We start from the raw sequence: 21,469 nt of genomic DNA, 5'->3' as shown, positions 1-21,469 counted from the left end.
AAGTAAATGGATTCTCGCAGAGTACAGTCGCAATGTATGGGTGGTAAAGCACAAAAAAGCCCCGTCATTTCTGGCGGGGCAAAGGCATGGAGCTATTTAACAATTTAATGCGGGACGTTCGCTGATAGCGATACGTTGTGGAGCAATGGCTTCAGGTTCATTCCGGGTCAAATCGATATGCAGCAAGCCGTTAGTGAAGCTTGCGCCGGAGACCTCCATATTTTCAGCCAGCGTAAAGCTCAGGCTGAACGGCTGAATGACCAGCCCCTGGTGCAACCATTTGGTCTCTTTTTCCGGCTGCTGCGGCGTACCTTTCACGGTCAGGCGCGTACCTTCCAGTTGAATATCCAAATCTTCCTGGCGGAAACCGGCTAACGCAAGGGTAATGCGGTAGTGGTTATCATCGCTCTTTTCGATGTTATAAGGCGGGAAGCTCTGGCTTTCACCGGTGTTTTGCAAAGCATTGGCCAGTTTGTCAAAACCGATCCATTGACGCAGCAGTGGGGATAAATCGTAGTTACGCATAATAATCTCCTTCTAAGAAGCGAGTAGGTACCTTTCGGCTCCCTGACGGCAAGCCGATGACTTAGCAAGGCCGCCTGAAGCGGCCTATAGAATTAGTTGATTTCGATGCGGCGCGGCTTATTCGCTTCAGGAATCACGCGCTCAAGATCGATATACAGCAGACCATTTACCAGGTTTGCGCCGCGAACATGAATGTTCTCCGCTAACTGGAACTTACGCTCGAAGTTGCGCTCGGCAATACCCTGATACAGGTAAGTACGTTCTTTTTGATCGTCCGCATGGGCGCCTTTCACCACCAGCAGATTATCCTGGGCAGTAATTTCCAGTTCGCTTTCGGCAAAACCGGCAACGGCAATTGCAATGCGGTAATGGTTTTCGTCTACCAGCTCAACGTTGTACGGAGGGTAGCCGCCATTGCTTTGGCCCTGATTGTTTTCCAGCAGGTTAAACAGACGGTCAAAACCAATAGCAGAACGGTACAGCGGGGATAAATCAAAGTTACGCATAATTAATAGCTCCTGAAATCAGCGAGAATAATTGACCTTCCATCATGGACAGGTCAGGTAGCCAGGACACCCATCAGGCATGCCCTTCATTTGTCTACACTCTAAAAATGGGTCTTAATACAAACTTTTCAAGCGTATTCATCTGACTTTTTTTGCAGTTTGTTGTCTATTGCATACACTGGGGGGAGCAGTTGTTCTCGTTAAATCGCGATGGCCGCCACAGTGCGACGAAATGGTGATGTTATTTTCGCAACGGATCGCTTTAACTCACCATGCAAACACGATAAATACAGATGAATAAATGATGATTAAAAAAATGTTGGTAACACTGACGATGTGTAGTGGGATAGCGTTTGTAAGCGGCTGTTCCAGCATCATGTCGCATACCGGTGGCAAAGAAGGGACATATCCTGGCACGCGAGCCAGTGCCACAATGATTAGCGAAAGTGATACGAACTGGGGAACCAAGTCACTGGCGATTCTGGATATGCCTTTCACCGCGGTGCTCGATACGGTATTGCTACCGTGGGATCTCTTTCGCAAAGACAACTCGGTGAGATCCCGCGTAGAAAAGAGCGAGGAGAGAACCCAGGCCACGAACGCCGTTATTCCCCCGGCAGAAATGTCCGCGCCATAAGTTAACGCCCGGTTTCAGTCACCCACAGCTGGCGGAAACCCTCGACGTCTTCCATCCACGCAACCTGTCGACCATCAGGGGAGAAGACGATCGCATCGGCCGAAGGCGGGTTACCATGACGTTCCGTTAAAAAAACAATCTCGCCCGTTTGAACATCACAACAAGCAATTCTGTTCTCCAGTACAAATCCCAGCCATTTCCCCGATGGGTGCCAGTTAAAGGCTGACTGAATATTCGTAGCGCATTGGGTAAGCTGACGCGGTGCTCCCCCCTGTGGGGAAATCAGCCATAGCTGCACAATACCGCTGTCATCACGCATTAAAAACGCAATCTCAGACGCCTTTGGATTACTGCGTACCCAATGGCGAGGTTGATTCACCAGCCCCGGGAAGACGCGCTCATGGGTAAACGTCAGGCGACGTTGGCAAATACCGGATGGCGGCGCAGGCATGGTCATGTCAGTCCCCTCCAGAGGCGCGTCCCCCGGCTGTTTCCAGCCACTTTCATCCAGTGGCAAATCGACAATAAACAATTCCGGTACTTTTTCGCCATTCACTGACAACGTATCGCCGATAAACGCCAGCCTGTTTTCTCCTACCCAGCCCTCTTCATAGGCACGGTTAATCTCATCGCTACCCGGTTTTGGCGTTGGTGTCGTCTGGCTCACCAGTACGCACCAATGGCTGCCACTGTATTCACGCGGATGCTGCGCGGAGACCTTCACCGGCCCATACGGTGCAGCTACGCCGACGTTGCGTAAATCCAGCGCCGCCGAGCGCTCATGCAAAACATGGTCGTTATAGGTGAAACTGACAAACTCACCGTTTGGGCTAAAGACATGCACATGACTCCCGCCACGCAGCGCGCCTGGCGTGTACGGCGCGGTAATATCCATCGCATCCAGATTCTCCACCCCAGCCTGCGTAACAATCACCCCACGACGATGATGGAAGTCGTAATGCCATGTTTCATCAGGATTTTCAGGCCCATGAATGAATACATATTTTTCCGACTTTGGATGAACGGTCACCACGCCAACGTGCGCTCCCTGAGTAGCCCGGTAAATCACCTCCAGTTCGCCAGTATGGATATTGACGCGCTCAATTGTTTCACCGGTAAAGGAGGCGCCAGAAGGACGCACATCAAAGACCAGCCACTGGCTGTCCGGTGTCCAGGTGTTAATATTGGTAAGCTGATGATTACGCGGCGTAAAGGTGATTTGCTTCATGGGATGCCCTGATACAAGACGATTAAAGCAATCATACTTCACAAGCACTTCACTTTCAGGCTTTAGCGTATCGCCATCTTCATTTTTGCGGACAGAAAGATGGAACATTTTGACGTGGCGATTATCGGATTAGGTCCGGCAGGCGCAGCGCTGGCGCGGCAGTTGAGCGGAAAAATGCGCGTGATTGCGTTGGATAAAAAACGCCAGTGCGGCAACGAAGGTTTCACTAAACCCTGCGGCGGTCTGCTGGCCCCGGACGCCCAGCGTTCGTTTATCCGCGATGGTATAACCTTACCCGTTGATGTCATCGCCAACCCGCAGATTTTTAGCGTTAAAACTATTGATGTTGCCGCTTCTTTGACGCGTAACTACCAGCGCAGCTACATTAATATCAACCGCCATGCTTTTGATTTATGGCTTAAATCTCTCATCCCTGATGATGTGCAGGTGTACCACGACAGCCTGTGTCGGAAAATCTGGCGCGAGGGCGATAAATGGCATGTTATCTTCCGCGCCGACGGTTGGGAGCAGCAGATCACCGCGCGTTATCTGGTGGGGGCAGACGGTGCGAATTCACTGGTGCGCCGTCATCTCTATCCCCAGCACCAAATCCGTAAATATGTCGCTATTCAACAATGGTTTGCGGAGAAACATCCTGTGCCGTTCTATTCCTGTATTTTTGATAACGATGCAACTGACTGTTATTCATGGAGTATCAGCAAAGATGGCTATTTTATCTTTGGTGGCGCCTACCCCATGAAGGACGGACAGGCACGCTTTGACGCGCTGAAGGAGAAGCTGAAAGCGTTCCATTTCCAGTTCGGCAAACCGGTGAAAAGTGAAAAATGTACGGTGCTGTTCCCCTCACGCTGGAAGGATTTCGTCTGCGGTGAAGACAATGCGTTTTTGATTGGCGAAGCGGCCGGTTTTATCAGCGCCAGCTCGCTGGAAGGGATTAGCTATGCGCTGGACAGCGCGGAGATCCTCAAATCAGTACTGCTGCGGGATACGCCAGATATGAATCACGCTTACCGTAAAGCCACCCACAGGTTACGTCTCAAACTGTATGGCAAAATCCTGAAAAGCCGAGCCCTGACGTCGGCATTTTCCCGTAAATGGATTATGCGCAGCGGCGTGGCGCATATTCCCTAGGGAGACCATTCAGCACCACAAATCATGGCTGAAACAGGGCAAATGAAACAAGGCACTTGCCCATAATTTCTTAATTCAGCGCAAATTTCTCAATGGCATACGCGACGCCATCTTCGAGGTTGGATTTGGTCACGAAGTTGGCTATTTCTTTGACTGATGGAATAGCGTTGTCCATGGCAACACCCACGCCTGCGTATTCAATCATCGCGATGTCGTTTTCCTGATCGCCTATCGCCATCACCTCTTCGGCTTTAATACCTAACGCATCGGCCAGCGATTTTACGCCAGTGCCTTTATTGACGCGTTTATCGAGGATTTCGAGGAAATACGGCGCACTTTTCAATACGGTGTACTTCTCTTTTACTTCTGCTGGGATGCGCGAGATGGCTTTATCGAGGATCTCCGGTTCATCAATCATCATCACTTTCAGGAACTGGGTTTCTGGATCCATTTTCTCGGCTTCACAGAACACCAGCGGGATGGTCGCGACAAACGATTCGTGCACCGTGTAGTAGCTGATATCACGGTTCGCGGTATACAACGTGTTGCGATCGAGGGCGTGGAAATGTGAGCCAACTTCCCGGGAAAGCTGCTCCAGATAGCGATAATCGTCATAGCTTAACGCAGTTTGCGCTACGGTACTGCCATCTCCAGCTTTCTGCACCAGCGCACCGTTGTAGGTAATGCAGTAGTCACCGGGCTGTTCCATATGTAGTTCTTTCAGATAGCTGTGAACGCCGGCATACGGGCGTCCCGTGGTCAGCACCACATTCACGCCACGCGCGCGCGCTGCGGCAATCGCCGTTTTGACCGCAGGTGAAATGGTGTGATCGGGCAGCAGAAGTGTGCCATCCATGTCGATAGCAATAAGTTTGATAGCCATGAGTTCCCCGGATTAAATGAGTCCGTCCTCATGCTAACGCGATTCCGCTCAAAAAACAGCTACGAAAAGGGGGATAGAAAGGGGAATCGAGATTCCCCTTTTGACAATCGATGGTAGGCCGGATAAGGCCTGAGCCGGCAAACGTAAACGAACTGCCTGATGACGCTTCGCTTATCAGGCCTACAGGAGCAGGCCTGAGATACATGTTAGATATCGATGTTCGCCGCTTTCAGGGCGTTCTCTTCGATAAACGCGCGACGCGGTTCAACGGCATCACCCATCAGCGTGGTGAACAGCTGGTCGGCAGCAATCGCATCCTTCACGGTAACGCGCAGCATACGACGGCTTTCCGGATCCATGGTGGTTTCCCACAGCTGTTCCGGGTTCATCTCGCCCAGACCTTTATAACGCTGGATAGCGAGGCCGCGACGTGACTCTTTCTGCAGCCATTCCAGCGCCTGCTCGAAGCTGGCAACCGGCTGGCGACGCTCGCCACGTTCGATAAACGCATCGTCTTCGATCAGTCCACGCAGCTTCTCGCCAAGCGTACAAATACGACGGTATTCGCCACCGGTCACAAATTCATGCTCCAGCGGATAATCGGTATCAACGCCGTGGGTACGCACGCGGATCACCGGCTCGAACAGATTCAGTTCAGCGTCTTTACGCACAAAGCTATTCCAGGTGCTGCCGTGAACTTCGTTTTCATTCAGCACGTTAACCAGCTGGGACACCCAGGCAGTGACTTTCGCTTCATCAGCCAGATCGGCTTCAGCCAGCGTCGGCTGATAAACCAGTTCTTTCAGCAGCGCTTTCGGGAAACGACGTTCCATACGGCCAATCATTTTCTGCGTCGCGTTGTATTCAGAAACCAGTTTTTCTAACGCTTCACCCGCCAGGGCTGGTGCGCTGGCGTTGGTGTGCAGCGTGGCGCCATCAAGGGCGATAGAGATCTGGTACTGATCCATCGCTTCATCGTCTTTGATGTACTGTTCCTGCTTGCCTTTCTTCACTTTGTACAGCGGCGGCTGTGCAATGTAAACGTGGCCGCGCTCAACGATTTCCGGCATCTGACGATAGAAGAAGGTCAACAGCAGCGTACGGATGTGCGAGCCGTCGACGTCCGCATCGGTCATGATGATGATGCTGTGATAACGCAGTTTGTCCGGGTTGTACTCGTCGCGACCGATGCCGCAGCCCAGCGCGGTGATCAGCGTCGCCACTTCCTGAGAAGAGAGCATCTTGTCGAAACGCGCCTTCTCAACGTTAAGAATTTTACCCTTCAGCGGCAGAATCGCCTGGTTCTTACGGTTACGTCCCTGCTTCGCAGAGCCACCCGCTGAGTCCCCTTCCACCAGGTACAGTTCAGAGTGAGCCGGGTCGCGTTCCTGACAGTCCGCCAGTTTGCCCGGCAGACCCGCTAAGTCCAGCGCGCCTTTACGACGGGTCATTTCACGCGCGCGACGTGCAGCTTCACGAGCACGCGCAGCATCAATGATTTTGCCGACGACGATTTTCGCGTCAGACGGGTTTTCCAGCAGGTATTCGCTCAGCAGTTCGTTCATCTGCTGTTCTACCGCCGATTTCACCTCAGAAGAGACCAGCTTGTCTTTGGTCTGTGAGGAGAACTTCGGATCCGGCACCTTCACGGAAACAACGGCAATCAGGCCTTCACGGGCATCGTCACCGGTGGCACTGACTTTGGCTTTTTTGCTGTAGCCTTCTTTGTCCATGTAGGCGTTCAGGGTACGGGTCATCGCCGCACGGAAGCCTGCAAGGTGAGTACCGCCGTCACGCTGCGGAATGTTGTTGGTGAAGCAGTAGATGTTTTCCTGGAAACCATCGTTCCACTGCAGCGCAACTTCAACGCCGATACCGTCTTTTTCGGTGGAGAAGTAGAAGATATTCGGGTGGATCGGCGTTTTGTTTTTGTTGAGGTATTCAACAAACGCCTTGATGCCACCTTCGTAGTGGAAATGGTCTTCTTTGCCGTCGCGCTTGTCGCGCAGACGAATAGAGACGCCGGAGTTCAGGAATGACAGCTCACGCAGACGCTTCGCCAGAATGTCGTATTCGAACTCAACGACGTTGGTAAAGGTTTCGTGGCTTGGCCAGAAACGGACCTGAGTCCCCGTCATTTCTGTTTCGCCAGTTACTGCCAGCGGCGCCTGCGGCACACCGTGCACGTAAGTTTGCTGATGCACTTTGCCTTCACGACGAATCACCAGTTCCAGCTTCTGTGACAGGGCGTTAACGACGGAAACACCCACACCGTGCAGACCGCCGGAAACTTTATAGGAGTTATCATCGAATTTACCGCCTGCGTGCAAAACGGTCATGATAACTTCTGCTGCCGAAACGCCCTCTTCCGGGTGAATACCGGTTGGGATACCACGGCCATCATCGGTAACGGACACGGAGTTGTCAGCGTGAATCGTTACCACGATATCTTTACAGTGACCCGCGAGCGCTTCGTCGATAGCGTTATCTACCACCTCGAATACCATGTGGTGCAGACCGGTGCCGTCATCCGTGTCGCCGATATACATACCCGGGCGCTTACGCACCGCATCCAGTCCTTTCAGGACTTTGATACTGGAGGAGTCATAAGAATTCGACATCAACGTTTCTCGCTCATTTTATCTTGGGTTAATCCGTTATTTTACCCTTTTCCACGGTAAACATCTTCGAATTTTCATCGGACATGTCTATAACGTGTTCAGCGCTGATTGCGCTGACAAAGACCTGAGATTGCGTGGCTTTTAAGCGGCTGGCCAGCAGTCCGCGACGCGCGTCATCCAGTTCAGAGGCAAAATCATCTATCAGGTACAGGCAGCGCCGCCCGCTTTCACGGGTAAGGAACTCCCCTTGCGCCAGACGTAAGGCGCACATCAGCAGCTTTAGCTGCCCACGCGACAACGTATCTTCCACCGGCGCACCGTCGGCGCGAATGCGGAAATCCGCCTTATGCGGACCGTGCGCGGTGTAGGTCAACATGCGATCGCGTTCAAAACTACGTTCCAGCACTTCGGCGTAATCTGTCTCTTTCTCCCAGCCGCGCTGGAAAGAGAAGGAGAGAGAAAACTCGGGAAGAAACTGCTGGCAGGTATCCGCCATATCCTGCGCGATACCAGCGCTGTACTCCGCGCGCCAGGCGCTGATTTGTTCCGCCAGTGGGATCAGTTCTTTATCCCACGGGCGCAGTTGCTCATAACGACTCACCTGACGCAGCGCTGCATTGCGCTGCTTGAGCAGTCGCTTCAGGTTGCTCCAGGCGGTGAAAAATCCGGCTTCATTGTGAAAGCATCCCCAGTCAAGGAATGCTCTTCTGTATTTGGGGCCGCCATTGAGTAAAGTAAACCCCTCAGGCGTGATCAACTGCATCGGCATCAGGTGCGCCAGTTCCGCGACCTTGTGCCCGTCAGTGCCGTCAATGCGCACTTTGCTGTCACCCAGTTTGTCTTTCGTCAGGCCAATCGACGTCTCACGTTCTTCACCCTGCAAACGCCCGTGTAAAACAAACGACTCCTGCTCGTGGCGAATCACGCGGCCAATCTGCAAACTGCGAAACGCCCGACCATGGCCGAGCGTATAGATGGCTTCCAGCACGCTGGTTTTGCCGCTGCCGTTAGCGCCAACCAGAAAGTTAAAGCCGGGAGATAAAGCGAGATCCGCATTTTCAATATTGCGGAAATCTTTAATCAGGAGTCGGGATAGCGACATATCAACTCATAACCAGGGCGTTATCGTCGCAGTTAGTCTGGTTACGGCCAGCGCACAGCAACCGGAGCGTACTGAAGTACGTGAGGATTGCGAGCACTGCCCGGAGCCAGAATAACAAGTAAGATAGCCCGATATTCTTTACAAGCGCATAGGCATGACGACATAGGCTGCAGATTGTGACGCTGCATCTTCAATCTGTACGCTCGATACGGAATCGGTCAGCAGAATACGTACGTTCTCGCACTTCAGCGCGTTAAGAACGTCAAGCACGTAGCTAACGTTAAAGCCGATTTCCAGTTCAGTACCAGGATAGGAAACATCCAGAATTTCTTCTGCTTCTTCCTGCTCCGGGTTGTTGGCAGTGATTTTGAGCTGGTTTTCGCTGACATACAGACGCACGCCACGGAATTTCTCGTTGGAGAGAATCGCCGCACGCGCAAACGCCTGTTTGAGGATATCGCAACCGGCTTCCAGATGTTTGTCCGGATTCTTCGGCAATACGCGGCGATAATCCGGGAAACGACCGTCAACCAGCTTGGAAGTAAAGATGAAGTCACCAACGTGCGCACGAATATTGTTGCTGCCAATCTGCACGCGCAGCGGGTTATCGCCGCCGTCGAGCATACGCATCAGTTCAATCACACCTTTACGCGGTACGATCACCGAATGGCTAGGCAACGGCTGACCGACAGGCATTGAACAGACCGCCAGGCGGTGACCGTCGGTCGCCACGGTACGCAACTCTTCCCCTTCGGTTTCAAACAGCATGCCGTTTAAGTAGTAACGCACGTCCTGATGCGCCATCGAAAACTGCGTGGCTTCAATCAGGCGCTTCATTGTCGCCTGTGGCAGGGTGAATTCGACTTCGCTCTGCCAGTCGTCCAGATTCGGGAAGTCGGCGGCAGGCAGCGTAGACAGCGAGAAACGGCTGCGGCCAGAACGCACCAGCATACGGTCGCCTTCCAGTTGAACGGCAATTTCCGCCCCTTCTGGTAATCCACGGCAAATATCGAAGAATTTACGCGCCGGAACGGTGGTCGCACCAGGTTCATGAGGCTGGATCAGCGCCACGCGCGCCACCATCTCCATTTCGAGATCGGTACCGGTAAGCGAAAGGGTGCCGTCAGCAACCTGCAGCAGCAGGTTTCCGAGGATCGGCAGTGTAGGACGTCCGCCCAGCGGGCCGCTGACCTGCTGAAGCGGTTTTAATAAATGTTCACGTTCAACGGTAAATTTCATAGCGTCACGAAGATAATGTTCTGATTAAATTGGAGAAATCTTCTTTAATATCATGGCTTTCTTCACGCAACTGCTCAATCTTGCGGCAGGCATGAAGCACGGTAGTATGGTCACGCCCACCAAACGCGTCGCCAATTTCCGGCAGACTGTGGTTAGTGAGCTCTTTTGCCAGCGCCATCGCCATCTGGCGCGGACGAGCTACCGAGCGAGATCGACGCTTAGAAAGCAGATCCGCAATTTTGATTTTGTAATACTCCGCCACCGTCTTCTGGATATTGTCGATGGTGACCAGCTTTTCCTGCAAAGCCAGCAGATCGCGCAGCGCTTCACGCACGAAATCGATAGTAATCGCCCGGCCGGTAAAATTGGCGTTGGCGATCACACGGTTCAGTGCGCCTTCCAGCTCACGTACGTTAGAGCGTAGACGCTTGGCAATAAAGAACGCTACTTCACCCGGCAGACGAATGTCGTTTTCGTCGGCTTTTTTCATCAGGATCGCAACACGCGTTTCCAGTTCAGGCGGTTCGATCGCGACAGTCAGTCCCCAGCCAAAACGGGATTTCAGACGATCTTCAACGCCGTTGATCTCCTTCGGATAGCGATCCGAGGTCAGGATGATCTGCTGATTGCCTTCCAGCAGGGCGTTAAAGGTGTGGAAAAACTCTTCCTGCGATCGCTCTTTATTCGCGAAGAATTGGATATCGTCAATCAGCAGCGCGTCAACGGAACGGTAGTAGCGTTTAAACTCTTCGATCGCATTGTTTTGCAGGGCTTTGACCATGTCCTGCACAAAACGCTCGGAGTGCATATACACCACTTTGGCGTTTGGCTTACGCGCCATAATACCGTTACCGACAGCGTGCAGCAGGTGGGTTTTACCCAGACCCGTACCGCCATAAAGGAATAACGGATTGTAGGCGCCGCCAGGATTGTCCGCCACCTGACGTGCCGCCGCGCGCGCCAGTTGGTTAGATTTACCTTCAACGAAGTTATCAAACGTGTGTTTGACGTTGACGTTAGAACGATAGGTAGGTTCTGCCGGAGCCGGGACGTTATCCCAGCCTGGACGCGCCGCCGGAGCAGCACGTTGTGGTTGCACTTGCTGAGTCACGTGGGCGGGCGCAACAACGTTGTTGACCGGCGTTTTCAGCGTTTGCGTGACGGGTTTAGTACCGACTTCAAAGCGCAGCTGTGGGGCATCCGCTCCACAGAAATTATTGAGTAATCCATTAATATTATTAAGGTATTTATCCCTTACCCAATCGAGCACGAAACGGTTTGGCGCGTACAAAGCCAGCGTGTTATCGCTCAGTTCCGCCTGCAATGGGCGTATCCACATACTGAACTCTGTGGCTGGTAACTCATCCTGCAATCGGGCAAGACACTGCTGCCAAAGCGAAAGTGACACGGCGGACTCCACTCGAACAAAAGTCGATAAATGACAAAGGCTGAAACATTCATGATTGTTGACGCACATCGACAAGACCCTATGCAAAGGGTGACGTGCGAATTGCTATCTGCAATTTTTACCCGATCAGGATCCATTGAAACGATCAGGACCGCGGATCATAGCGTAAACTGAGAAAGAGATCTTCTGTTTCTCACAGATTCTTCCCGATTTATCCACAGGATGATCCAGAATCGGCTAAGTGTAAACGATCCTGGAGAAGTGCTGCAGGTTTTAGCGCGCATATTGAAAAAATTAATGAGTAAAGATGCTTTACTGCTTAAACGATCTAATAAAGATCCCGAGCGATCCTTGCGCTTTATCCACCAGCCCGTATAATTCTTACCCCCAGCGAGTAACGGTCGCCTTACGGCGTCAACGCTGCCTGTTTTTTACGCGAAACCATGCGGAAAAAAGCGGGAAATAAGGAAAGAGAATTGACTCCGGAGTGTACAATTATTACAATCCGGCCTCTTTAATCACCCACACTGTGGCGTAGGTCGTTCGAAATTCGTTCGGGTATACGCAAAAGTCAGTGAATTTATTCAAGTTTAGGTAGAAATCGCCATGAAACGCACTTTTCAACCGTCTGTACTGAAGCGCAACCGTTCTCACGGCTTCCGTGCTCGTATGGCTAATAAAAATGGTCGTCAGGTTCTGGCACGTCGTCGTGCTAAAGGCCGTTCTCGTCTGACCGTTTCTAAGTAATAAAAGCTAGCCCCTGAGTGGTTAAGCTCGCATTTCCCAGGGAGTTACGTTTGTTAACTCCCACTCATTTCACATTCGTCTTCCAGCAGCCACAACGGGCTGGCACGCCGCAAATCACCATCCTCGGCCGCCTGAATTCGCTGGGGCATCCCCGTATCGGTCTTACAGTCGCCAAGAAAAATGTTAAACGTGCGCATGAACGCAATCGGATTAAACGTCTGACGCGTGAAAGCTTCCGTTTACGTCAGCACGAGCTTCCAGCAATGGATTTCGTGGTGGTGGCGAAAAAAGGGGTTGCTGACCTCGATAACCGTGCTCTCTCGGAAGCGTTGGAAAAATTATGGCGTCGCCATTGTCGCCTGGCTCGCGGGTCCTGATAGCCCTCATTCGGGTCTATCAACGCCTGATCAGTCCGCTGCTTGGGCCGCATTGCCGTTTCACTCCAACCTGTTCGAGCTACGGAATTGAGGCATTGCGCAGGTTTGGAGTGATAAAAGGCAGTTGGTTGACGGTGAAACGCGTATTAAAATGCCACCCTTTACACCCTGGTGGTGACGATCCCGTCCCGCCCGGACCATTTGATACCAGAGAACACTAACGATGGATTCGCAACGCAATCTTTTAGTCATCGCTTTGCTGTTCGTGTCTTTCATGATCTGGCAAGCCTGGGAGCAGGATAAAAACCCGCAACCTCAGGCCCAACAGACCACGCAGACAACGACCACCGCAGCGGGTAGCGCCGCAGACCAGGGCGTACCGGCCAGTGGCCAGGGGAAACTGATTACGGTTAAAACTGACGTGCTTGATCTGACCATCAACACCCGTGGTGGTGATGTGGAACAGGCTTCACTGCCAGCTTACCCGAAAGAACTCGGTTCTACCGAACCGTTCCAGTTACTGGAAACCACACCACAGTTCATCTACCAGGCACAGAGTGGCCTGACAGGTCGTGACGGCCCGGATAACCCGGCTAACGGCCCGCGTCCGCTGTACAACGTCGAAAAAGACGCGTTTGTACTGGCTGACGGTCAGAACGAACTGCAGATCCCGATGACCTATACTGACGCAGCGGGTAACACATTCACTAAAACGTTTGTACTCAAGCGTGGTGAATATGCTGTCAACGTTAACTACAGCGTGCAGAACGCCGGCGAAAAACCGCTGGAAGTCTCCACCTTTGGTCAGCTGAAGCAATCCATCAATCTGCCATCTCATCGCGATACCGGAAGCAGCAACTTTGCGCTGCACACCTTCCGCGGCGCGGCGTACTCCACGCCGGATGAGAAGTATGAGAAATACAAATTCGACACCATTGCTGAAAACGAAAACCTGAACGTCAATGCTAAAGACGGCTGGGTCGCAATGCTGCAACAGTATTTCGCAACGGCATGGGTTCCGCGTAACGACGGCACCAACAACTTCTATACCGCTAACCTGGGTAACGGCATTGCCGCTATCGGCTATAAGTCACAGCCGGTACTGGTACAGCCTGGCCAGACTGGCGCGATGACCAGTACCCTGTGGGTCGGCCCGGAAATTCAGGATAAAATGGCGGCCGTTGCACCGCACCTGGATCTGACCGTGGATTACGGCTGGTTGTGGTTCATTTCTCAGCCGCTGTTTAAACTGCTGAAGTGGATCCATAGCTTCCTGGGTAACTGGGGCTTCTCCATCATCGTTATCACCTTTATCGTTCGTGGCATCATGTACCCGCTGACCAAAGCGCAGTACACCTCCATGGCGAAGATGCGTATGCTGCAGCCGAAGATTCAGGCAATGCGTGAGCGTCTGGGCGATGACAAACAGCGTCAGAGCCAGGAAATGATGGCCCTGTACAAAGCTGAGAAGGTTAACCCGCTGGGCGGCTGCTTCCCGCTGATCATCCAGATGCCAATCTTCCTGGCGTTGTACTACATGCTGATGGGCTCCATTGAACTGCGTCATGCACCGTTCGCTCTGTGGATCCATGACCTGTCTGCACAGGACCCGTACTACATTCTGCCAATTCTGATGGGCGTGACGATGTTCTTCATTCAGAAGATGTCTCCGACCACCGTAACCGACCCGATGCAGCAGAAGATCATGACCTTTATGCCGGTCATCTTCACCGTGTTCTTCCTGTGGTTCCCGTCAGGTCTGGTGCTGTACTATATCGTCAGCAACCTGGTAACCATTATTCAGCAGCAGCTGATTTACCGTGGTCTGGAGAAGCGTGGCCTGCATAGCCGCGAGAAGAAAAACTCCTGATTCGGTGTAGGCCGGATTAGGCGAAGCCGCCATCCGGCAAACGGAACATAAAGTAAAGGGCGGTCATTAGACCGCCTTTTTTATTGCATTAAGAAGAGACAAACCATGAGCCATAACGACACCATCGTCGCTCAGGCCACCCCACCGGGACGTGGTGGCGTGGGTATCCTGCGTATCTCCGGCCTGAAGGCGCGTGAGGTCGCAGAAACCGTACTGGGGAAACTACCCAAACCGCGTTATGCCGATTATCTGCCGTTTAAAGACGCGGATGGCAGCACGCTGGATCAGGGGATTGCCCTGTGGTTCCCCGGCCCGAACTCCTTTACCGGCGAAGACGTTTTAGAGCTTCAGGGTCACGGAGGTCCGGTGATTCTTGACCTGCTGCTCAAACGTATTCTGACCATTCCCGGGCTGCGCATTGCCAGACCGGGTGAATTCTCCGAGCGCGCGTTTCTCAATGATAAGCTCGATTTAGCCCAGGCAGAGGCGATTGCCGACCTGATCGATGCCAGCTCGGAGCAAGCCGCTCGCTCGGCGCTGAACTCGTTGCAGGGTGCATTTTCCGCACGGGTAAATCATCTTGTGGAAGCACTCACTCACCTGCGCATCTATGTCGAAGCGGCGATCGACTTCCCGGATGAAGAAATCGACTTCCTGTCTGACGGCAAGATTGAAGCGCAGCTCAATAGCGTTATCAGCGATCTTGATGCCGTACGTGCCGAAGCGCGTCAGGGTAGCCTGCTGCGCGAAGGGATGAAGGTAGTCATTGCCGGTCGCCCTAACGCCGGGAAATCGAGCCTGCTGAACGCGCTGGCAGGCCGTGAGGCGGCTATTGTGACCGACATTGCGGGGACGACTCGCGACGTACTGCGTGAGCATATTCATATCGACGGTATGCCGCTGCACATCATCGATACTGCCGGTTTGCGCGATGCCAGTGATGAAGTTGAACGCATCGGTATCGAACGTGCCTGGCAGGAAATCGAACAAGCCGACCGTGTGCTGTTTATGGTGGATGGCACCACCACCGACGCCGTGGACCCAGCTGACATCTGGCCAGACTTTATTGCCCGTCTGCCAGCCAAACTGCCGATTACCGTGGTGCGTAACAAAGCGGATATTACCGGTGAGACGCTGGGCCTTAGCGAAGTAAATGGCCACTCACTGGTTCGTCTCTCCGCACGTACCGGTGAAGGTGTTGACGTACTGCGTAACCATCTCAAACAGAGCATGGGCTTTGAAACCAATATGGAAGGTGGCTTCCTGGCGCGTCGTCGTCACCTGCAGGCACTGGCAGAAGCGGCGGAGCATCTTGAGCAGGGTAAAGCCCAACTTCTCGGCGCATGGGCCGGAGAATTGCTGGCAGAGGAGCTACGTCTGGCGCAGCAGAACCTCAGTGAGATCACCGGGGAATTTACCTCCGACGATCTGCTGGGACGAATTTTCTCCAGTTTCTGTATCGGTAAGTAAGTTTTAGTCCATCCTCGTCCGTGAACATTCACTAACCCGCATTAACTGCCTGTTAATGCGGGTTTTTACTTTCCGTACTCGTCCATAGTCGTGCGGGTTCATCCGCGATTTTTGTGTCCTGAATTGTGCCCATCTTTAAATTCCCCGTGTGTCATTGTTTATTTTTTGAGCTAAAAATCACATCAAATGGACACAAAAAACGGTATAAAAAACGCTCAAATCTGCCTTCTCATGGACACTGTGAAAAAGAAGGCGTTAATAATCCAATATTAAACAATCTATTAGAAAGGATGCTCATGGACACACTGTAGAGGTGAGATATGGCACTTTCAGATACCAAACTACGCACACTTACTCCCAGAAACCGCCCCTGGCAACTTGCCGATCATGACGGGCTGGTGATTGAAGTTCTTCCCACCGGACGAAAAATCTGGCGTTTCCGCTACCGCTTTGACAACAAATCGCAAAAGATCACGCTGGGCGAATACCCGGCTTTCTCACTTGCAGAAGCGCGTCTTTGGCGTGAAAAGTGTCGCTCAATGGTGGCTCATGGCATCAATCCGGCTCAGAAAAAGCAGGAAGAAAAGCTTAAACAGAAAGACCCAACGACAGTCAAAACATTCGCCAAACGCTGGCTGACCGATATCGTTGAAAAAAGTAACCGCGATCCGCGCAACATTACTCGCATTATCGAGAAGGACATCATTCCCATCATCGGGAAGCTGGAACTCGAAGAACTCACAACTGCCCACATTCAGGTCGTGCTCGACCGCATCAAACAACGAGGTTCGGATCACGTCGCGCTACTGACGCGAAACGTGCTTAAACGCATGCTGGCCTATGCGATTTCCAGGGGAATCATATTCAACAACCCGGCAGCCGCTATCGAGGCCCGTTATATCGCACAAGCAACAAGCCGTGACGTGGCGCTAACCGCAGAAGAGATCGGCATCCTGCTACGGGGGATCTACACCTCTAACATGAACCGACGCCACAAGCTGGCTTTGCACCTGCTGATCATCTGCATGGTGCGTAAATCGGAGATGATTGAAGCGACATGGAGTGAAGTTAACTTCAACGCGCTGGAATGGCGTATACCCGGCGAAAGAATGAAGATGGATAACCCGCATATTGTTCCGCTGTCAAAACAGGCGCTGGCGATGTTCGAAGAGTTAAAATTTCTGGCCGGAGATTCTCCATACGTCTTCCCCAGCCGAAACGACCACCGACGCCCAATCTCCAAAACAACACTTAACTGTGCGGTGCGTACACTGGATCTGAACGTCAGGGATTTTGTTATTCATGACTTCCGGCGTACTGCCAGCACATTGCTCCATGAGCAAGGCTACAACTCAGACTGGGTGGAGAAATGCCTGGCGCATAAGATCGGCGGCGTTCGCGGTGTCTACAACCGTGCAGAGTACCTGAACCAGCGCCGGGAGATGCTTCAGTCCTGGGCTGATTTTGTTGATGCGCAGATTGAGGAGGGGCGGAAGGTGGTTATCGGGAAGTTTGGGAAGGCTTATGAAACAAATAATTAAGCCCGCGTCACGGGCTTAATTATTTAAATCGCTCCGATTTGTTTTAGCATATCGTGATTTTTTAATTTAAAAACATAGCCTTCTTCTAAATCTCCATTACCTTTATAATTAAACCCAAGCTGATTTAATATAATCCAAACAAAAGCAGCTCTGACACTCATTAATATTTTATTGTCCGCAGTTATTATGCCATAATCTCTTTTTATTTTATTTTTTATCTCAGGAGATAGATCATTATTGATCTCCAACTCCACTGGCACTACTTTATTCCATAGATCATCAAAATCCAATCCAAAGACTCTATCATAACCATCTTCAGTTTCTTTAACGGATATGATTCTCGAGAAGTTAAAATTCTTATACTTTATTACCCCGCCTGTATTTTCGTGATAAGCCCTGAATATCCAATTTATCCCATCAAATAAGAGGCTTAGAGGTATCAATATCCTCTTATCATAATCATCACTCGTAGCTGAATTGTATTCGCATATTATTTTTTTCTTTTGGTACATTGCTCTTGTTACTTTAGATACCACATCAACTGAAATCGGTGATGAATTAACACCTACATTTTCACTGATTAAAAAACCACAGTCTTTTATTATTTTATTTTTATCAAAACCTGAGCTAAGCATGTCTAAGGCATCTTCCGCCCTAAAATTGAAGAAGTGTGAGAAAGAATCCTTATTTAAAATAAAGAGTTTTGACTTATTATCATAAGTCATATTTTCAGGCATGGTATCTTTATAATCAGATATTATTCTAGTTGCTGTTATTTCAGAAACCTTAAATTCATCAATAATATCCTTTCGCGAAAGAGATCCAGTAAAAAAAATCTTAAAATCAATAAATGCCATTCTTACGGCACGCTCTTGACTTTCCCCAAGAATAAAAGGGAATTTAACTTTATCCATACCAACCTCACTTCATAAACTAATTGTTTATAAATTCTAGCATGAAGACCGCATAGTCGCTACCAAAATGATAACTACCATTTTGATAGCCATTGCTTAGCATAATGCTATGCGAAAGTTGACATGTTAGATTTTATTGGTTATGTTTGACTCAAGTACACGGATGGTTCCTGTACTTAACACTAAATGGAGGCCCTATGGCTACTAATCCCCCAAAAGATAACAGTCGTATCGGTATGGTTCGACAACGCTCTCAAACCTTTAACCCAGTAACTCAGACATGGGTTAAGCGAGACGCGAAAACCGGACTTTTTATGGATGTAAAATCGGATGGGACTCCGTGGAAGGGAGTTCGGAAAGAAAAATAAGGCAGCACTGAAAATTTCAGTGCTGCCTTATCTGTCTGAGTACACTACACTTTTCGCCGAGCTTGGTGCACTCAAATTGAAATAGAGGGGGTCATTGACCCCCTACAGTTGGAGTATACAACTATTATGCAATTTACACACTATGATTTACGCCAACTAAAGAGCGGGCAAGTTGTAGAAGTAAACCTAGCGGGGAATGCCGCTAATGTAATGCTGATGGATAACAATAATTTTTTAAAGTATCGGAGCGGTAGAGCTTCCAACTATTATGGTGGACATGTTACGTCATCAGTCACAAGATTGAGAGTTCCATCCAGTGGTCACTGGCACATAGCGATAGATTTAGGCGGTTATGCTGGGACAGTTAGATCTAGCGTAAATGTATATTAACGAAGGACGGAGCTTAGTTTTGCTGAGCTCCTTTTTAATATGAAAGCACTTGTTATTTTTGGTAGTAAAGCTCGCCATGATAGCGAACCAGACTCAGATGTCGATTTGCTCGGCGTTTATGATGGTGACTCCGTCATACCAAAAGCGATTGATAATGTTCATTTATTTTTATATCCAGAAAAACATATATCTCACTTAATGAAATCGGGTGATCTCTTTGCACTTCACTTAGTTAAGGAATCAGTGACCATATATGGAAATGATATAATTGATAATTTATTCTCTCAATTCACATATAAAAATAATTATGTTGATGAAATTTGCACTGCAAGAGAGTTAGCTATGAGTATAATTAACTCTTACCAGGATATTAAGGATACAAAAATAGCTAATAAGAAATTATCATGGTGTGTCAGAACATCAATTATTGCTTTATCCGCCAATAACAGAGAACCAGTTTTCTCCAAAAAGAGAATGTCTGAATATATCGTAATTAATGGGATTACAAGTAAGGATATAGAGATTATGATTAACTTTAAAAAATTCTCATCTAAATTATCATCTAATTATATTTTAAAGGTTATTGAATTTTTTTCTTTCTTTAATCATTACACTGGCAATGTCAATAAAGATTTTATTTTTTCAAACATGAAAAAAATCAATACAGGTAATTCTGAAACTCTTTATACAAAGTAATCAAATTCATCTGATAGCATTAAAGAGTTTATTTTTATAATATGCACTCTGTTGTATGAAAAATATCGTCTATTTTTTCATTAACTTCTACGCCCTTCCCTCAGAAAATCAAGCGTTGAGATATGATCTAGATGGGTCAGAACAATCTGTCAGCCCTCCGACTAATTAGCATAATCTTGAGGCTCTGATGATGACTTTTTCACCACTTTTACCTGTGCATTTAAACATCACTTTAACATTGGCATCTTCTGATAGAGTTGATATTGATTTGAACTACCCGGCGGGTAATTTCCTTGAAAATCAAGCCTGAAAGATCAGTAAAAAAGCTATGTGCGCTCTTTAGGAATAGGGTAGAATAGGTAGTTCTGATGATCGTGAGGTTGTCAGAAAAAACGAGGCAGCTATCAGATCTTCGGCCTAGGAAACTTAGGATTCTGATAGCTGCCGGTGACTCAGTTCGCGAAAACTGAATCTTACCTGATCAACAAACGCCCAATTTGGGCGTTTGTCAAGTGGTGCTGCATTATGTAGTAACTTGGTACCAACTTGCCAGGTATTTTTCATAGTTTTTTGATGAGCGAAAGCTCATGCGGACATGTCACCTGTAACTAATCCTTTATAAACAGGTGTTATTTATGCAAAAAGTGACCGATTTGTATCCTCCCGAAATTGCTCGCCATAAACTTGAAAATCACTTTACCGACAATATTGTTATTCTGGATTTAATCCAGAAAATGAACAAAACCAGCCTATGCACTTTTGCTGCGCTTTGTGAAGGTAACGTAGTGACGACCTCTGGTTATAACATTATGGCCGATCTGTGCGTAAATCGTGCATCAGCCGTTGCACATTCCCTTAAACAAAAGTGTCTGCCAATATCTGCTAAGACCATTTTGACTAAAGCAGATGTGGGTGGTGCAGTAAAACAGGCTGCTTTTTTCATTGATAGTGTCGATCTTGAAAAACTTAAATCAGAGCCGGAAAAGGTGATTAAAGAGTGCGAGCGAAATCTGAATAGCCAGAAACGTACCAATGCTCAGAAGGAAATGAGCAGATTGTACAAAGAATTTGGCGAAGCAGGTGTTTTAACGCTCCTACGTAATGTTGTCGGTGCAAACGATATACCACCTTCTGAAGAACAACAGGCTAGTTAGTGCCAATACTCTAATAGTTTAATTATATAGCCCTCTCAAAGGGGGCTATATCACGTATTTTTCAAACCATACTGCATTCCCCTTACTTTCTGAGTATTGCTTATGCCCCCTAACGCATACCGTTATTATATTGATATTTGAATTATTTTTTTGGATACCATTTTATATTAATGAGTAATTTTTCAAATTCCAAAAACAGTTTCCCGCAGCTTTCCCCCCTCCCCCAGATCTACCCTATCCCCAACTCATAGCAGTACCCCTAAAAGCTTCCTGTTCTAAGACGAACTGCGACCTGTAAGAAGCGCCTTTGGCGGTCAGCCCCCCGGTCAACCAGGGAACGAAGCGTGGTCTGAAACTGACCTCCTGTCTCGATACAGGTGACCACACCCTTTATCGCTACCCTGTTGCAAGCGTAGCGACAGACAGAACGCTGTAGAGAAGTCGGACGGCATTGCCGAAGGCTTTGCGTCCGTACTTCCTGCTGAATGTGCAAAACGCGGCGTCACTTTTAAGAGCGTAAGCGAGTGAAAGTGACGCCAGCGCGCAGATCAGCTTCAACCCAGCTACTGCCTGCAAATCCACTGCAACAAACAGGCTGACACTCAAACAGATGTCAGAAATTCACTTACCAGGAGGAGAAA

The 21,469-nt window shown here is 49.6% G+C and carries 22 protein-coding genes and 1 other annotated feature; of the genes, 13 read left to right on the top strand and 9 right to left on the bottom strand.

All coding sequences use genetic code 11. The annotated features are described in order from the left end of the window. Positions 1–96: 96 nt before the first annotated feature. The gene (ibpB, locus tag SK39_RS11755) at positions 97–525 is read right to left on the bottom strand and encodes a small heat shock chaperone IbpB (RefSeq protein WP_048217032.1); all 429 of its coding nucleotides are present in this window, start codon (positions 523–525) and stop codon (positions 97–99) included. Positions 526–617: 92 nt separating this feature from the next. After that, positions 618–1,031, bottom strand: coding sequence for a small heat shock chaperone IbpA (gene ibpA / locus SK39_RS11750; RefSeq protein WP_003023882.1), 414 nt, complete (start codon positions 1,029–1,031; stop codon positions 618–620). Continuing rightward, positions 1,025–1,097, bottom strand: a sequence feature (ROSE (Repression Of Heat Shock gene Expression) occurs in the 5'-region of heat shock genes and acts as an RNA thermometer to modulate expression.). Its footprint overlaps the gene before it by 7 nt. Before the next feature lie 238 nt (positions 1,098–1,335). Between ibpA and SK39_RS11745 the strand changes: the two genes are divergently transcribed. Then, entirely contained in the window at positions 1,336–1,668 is a 333-nt protein-coding gene (locus tag SK39_RS11745) for a YceK/YidQ family lipoprotein (protein ID WP_003840607.1), read from the top strand. A 1-nt stretch (position 1,669) separates the two neighbouring features. On the opposite strand, the gene SK39_RS11740 is transcribed toward SK39_RS11745, so the two are convergent. Then, positions 1,670–2,896: a YidR family protein gene (locus SK39_RS11740; RefSeq protein ID WP_048217031.1), complete on the bottom strand. Its 1,227-nt coding sequence runs from the start codon at positions 2,894–2,896 to the stop codon at positions 1,670–1,672. Between the two features lie 99 nt (positions 2,897–2,995). Between SK39_RS11740 and cbrA the strand changes: the two genes are divergently transcribed. Next, the gene (cbrA, locus tag SK39_RS11735; RefSeq protein ID WP_048217030.1) at positions 2,996–4,048 is read left to right on the top strand and encodes a colicin M resistance lipid reductase CbrA; all 1,053 of its coding nucleotides are present in this window, start codon (positions 2,996–2,998) and stop codon (positions 4,046–4,048) included. Between the two features lie 70 nt (positions 4,049–4,118). On the opposite strand, the gene yidA is transcribed toward cbrA, so the two are convergent. The 5 genes from yidA to dnaA form a co-directional block, all read right to left on the bottom strand. After that, positions 4,119–4,931 (bottom strand): sugar-phosphatase, encoded by an 813-nt coding sequence (gene yidA / locus SK39_RS11730; RefSeq protein WP_003840602.1) that lies wholly within the window; start codon positions 4,929–4,931, stop codon positions 4,119–4,121. A 206-nt stretch (positions 4,932–5,137) separates the two neighbouring features. After that, positions 5,138–7,552: a DNA topoisomerase (ATP-hydrolyzing) subunit B gene (gene gyrB / locus SK39_RS11725; RefSeq protein ID WP_003844435.1), complete on the bottom strand. Its 2,415-nt coding sequence runs from the start codon at positions 7,550–7,552 to the stop codon at positions 5,138–5,140. 28 nt (positions 7,553–7,580) lie between these two features. After that, positions 7,581–8,654, bottom strand: coding sequence for a DNA replication/repair protein RecF (gene recF / locus SK39_RS11720; protein ID WP_048217029.1), 1,074 nt, complete (start codon positions 8,652–8,654; stop codon positions 7,581–7,583). Positions 8,655–8,792: 138 nt separating this feature from the next. After that, positions 8,793–9,893, bottom strand: coding sequence for a DNA polymerase III subunit beta (gene dnaN, locus SK39_RS11715; protein WP_003023863.1), 1,101 nt, complete (start codon positions 9,891–9,893; stop codon positions 8,793–8,795). A 4-nt stretch (positions 9,894–9,897) separates the two neighbouring features. Further along, positions 9,898–11,301 (bottom strand): chromosomal replication initiator protein DnaA, encoded by a 1,404-nt coding sequence (gene dnaA, locus SK39_RS11710; RefSeq protein ID WP_003023861.1) that lies wholly within the window; start codon positions 11,299–11,301, stop codon positions 9,898–9,900. A gap of 222 nt (positions 11,302–11,523) precedes the next feature. On the opposite strand from dnaA, the gene SK39_RS27850 reads away from it, so the two are divergent. From SK39_RS27850 to SK39_RS11685, 7 genes are all read left to right on the top strand, one after another. Then, positions 11,524–11,679 carry a hypothetical protein gene (locus SK39_RS27850; RefSeq protein ID WP_418219453.1) on the top strand — a complete coding sequence of 52 codons (156 nt, stop codon included), beginning with the start codon at positions 11,524–11,526 and terminating at the stop codon, positions 11,677–11,679. Positions 11,680–11,907: 228 nt separating this feature from the next. After that, positions 11,908–12,048, top strand: coding sequence for a 50S ribosomal protein L34 (rpmH, locus tag SK39_RS11705; RefSeq protein WP_003023858.1), 141 nt, complete (start codon positions 11,908–11,910; stop codon positions 12,046–12,048). 17 nt (positions 12,049–12,065) lie between these two features. Continuing rightward, positions 12,066–12,425, top strand: a complete 360-nt coding sequence (gene rnpA / locus SK39_RS11700; RefSeq protein WP_003844432.1) for a ribonuclease P protein component — start codon at positions 12,066–12,068, stop codon at positions 12,423–12,425. Continuing rightward, the gene (yidD, locus tag SK39_RS25820; RefSeq protein WP_003023846.1) at positions 12,389–12,646 is read left to right on the top strand and encodes a membrane protein insertion efficiency factor YidD; all 258 of its coding nucleotides are present in this window, start codon (positions 12,389–12,391) and stop codon (positions 12,644–12,646) included. The genes rnpA and yidD overlap by 37 nt, the downstream gene beginning before the upstream one ends. Positions 12,647–12,648: 2 nt before the next feature. Then, complete coding sequence (gene yidC, locus SK39_RS11695) at positions 12,649–14,295, top strand: membrane protein insertase YidC (protein ID WP_003023844.1); 1,647 nt, start codon at positions 12,649–12,651, stop codon at positions 14,293–14,295. 105 nt (positions 14,296–14,400) lie between these two features. Further along, positions 14,401–15,765, top strand: a complete 1,365-nt coding sequence (gene mnmE, locus SK39_RS11690; protein ID WP_003844431.1) for a tRNA uridine-5-carboxymethylaminomethyl(34) synthesis GTPase MnmE — start codon at positions 14,401–14,403, stop codon at positions 15,763–15,765. 320 nt (positions 15,766–16,085) lie between these two features. Further along, positions 16,086–17,306 (top strand): tyrosine-type recombinase/integrase, encoded by a 1,221-nt coding sequence (locus SK39_RS11685; protein ID WP_071701124.1) that lies wholly within the window; start codon positions 16,086–16,088, stop codon positions 17,304–17,306. Positions 17,307–17,329: 23 nt separating this feature from the next. Here the strand turns inward: SK39_RS11685 and SK39_RS11680 are convergent, their stop codons facing one another. Then, a complete protein-coding gene (locus SK39_RS11680) occupies positions 17,330–18,220 on the bottom strand; it encodes a WYL domain-containing protein (RefSeq protein WP_048217028.1) in 891 nt (296 codons plus the stop codon). Positions 18,221–18,714: 494 nt separating this feature from the next. Between SK39_RS11680 and SK39_RS27845 the strand changes: the two genes are divergently transcribed. The 4 genes from SK39_RS27845 (at position 18,715) to SK39_RS27840 (ending at position 21,264) form a co-directional block, all read left to right on the top strand. Next, positions 18,715–18,978, top strand: a complete 264-nt coding sequence (locus SK39_RS27845) for a DUF1883 domain-containing protein (RefSeq protein ID WP_071701123.1) — start codon at positions 18,715–18,717, stop codon at positions 18,976–18,978. 39 nt (positions 18,979–19,017) lie between these two features. Continuing rightward, positions 19,018–19,674: a hypothetical protein gene (locus tag SK39_RS11675; protein WP_048217027.1), complete on the top strand. Its 657-nt coding sequence runs from the start codon at positions 19,018–19,020 to the stop codon at positions 19,672–19,674. Positions 19,675–20,309: 635 nt separating this feature from the next. After that, positions 20,310–20,828, top strand: a complete 519-nt coding sequence (locus SK39_RS11670) for a hypothetical protein (protein ID WP_048217026.1) — start codon at positions 20,310–20,312, stop codon at positions 20,826–20,828. A 307-nt stretch (positions 20,829–21,135) separates the two neighbouring features. Further along, positions 21,136–21,264, top strand: coding sequence for a hypothetical protein (locus tag SK39_RS27840; protein ID WP_001664763.1), 129 nt, complete (start codon positions 21,136–21,138; stop codon positions 21,262–21,264). Positions 21,265–21,469: the final 205 nt, after the last annotated feature.

Source organism: Citrobacter sp. BIDMC107 (assembly GCF_001037575.1).
In the GTDB taxonomy this organism is placed as follows: domain Bacteria; phylum Pseudomonadota; class Gammaproteobacteria; order Enterobacterales; family Enterobacteriaceae; genus Citrobacter; species Citrobacter freundii.
The sequence above is the reverse complement of the archived record's forward strand: the minus strand, read 5'-3'. Positions and strand labels throughout refer to the sequence as shown.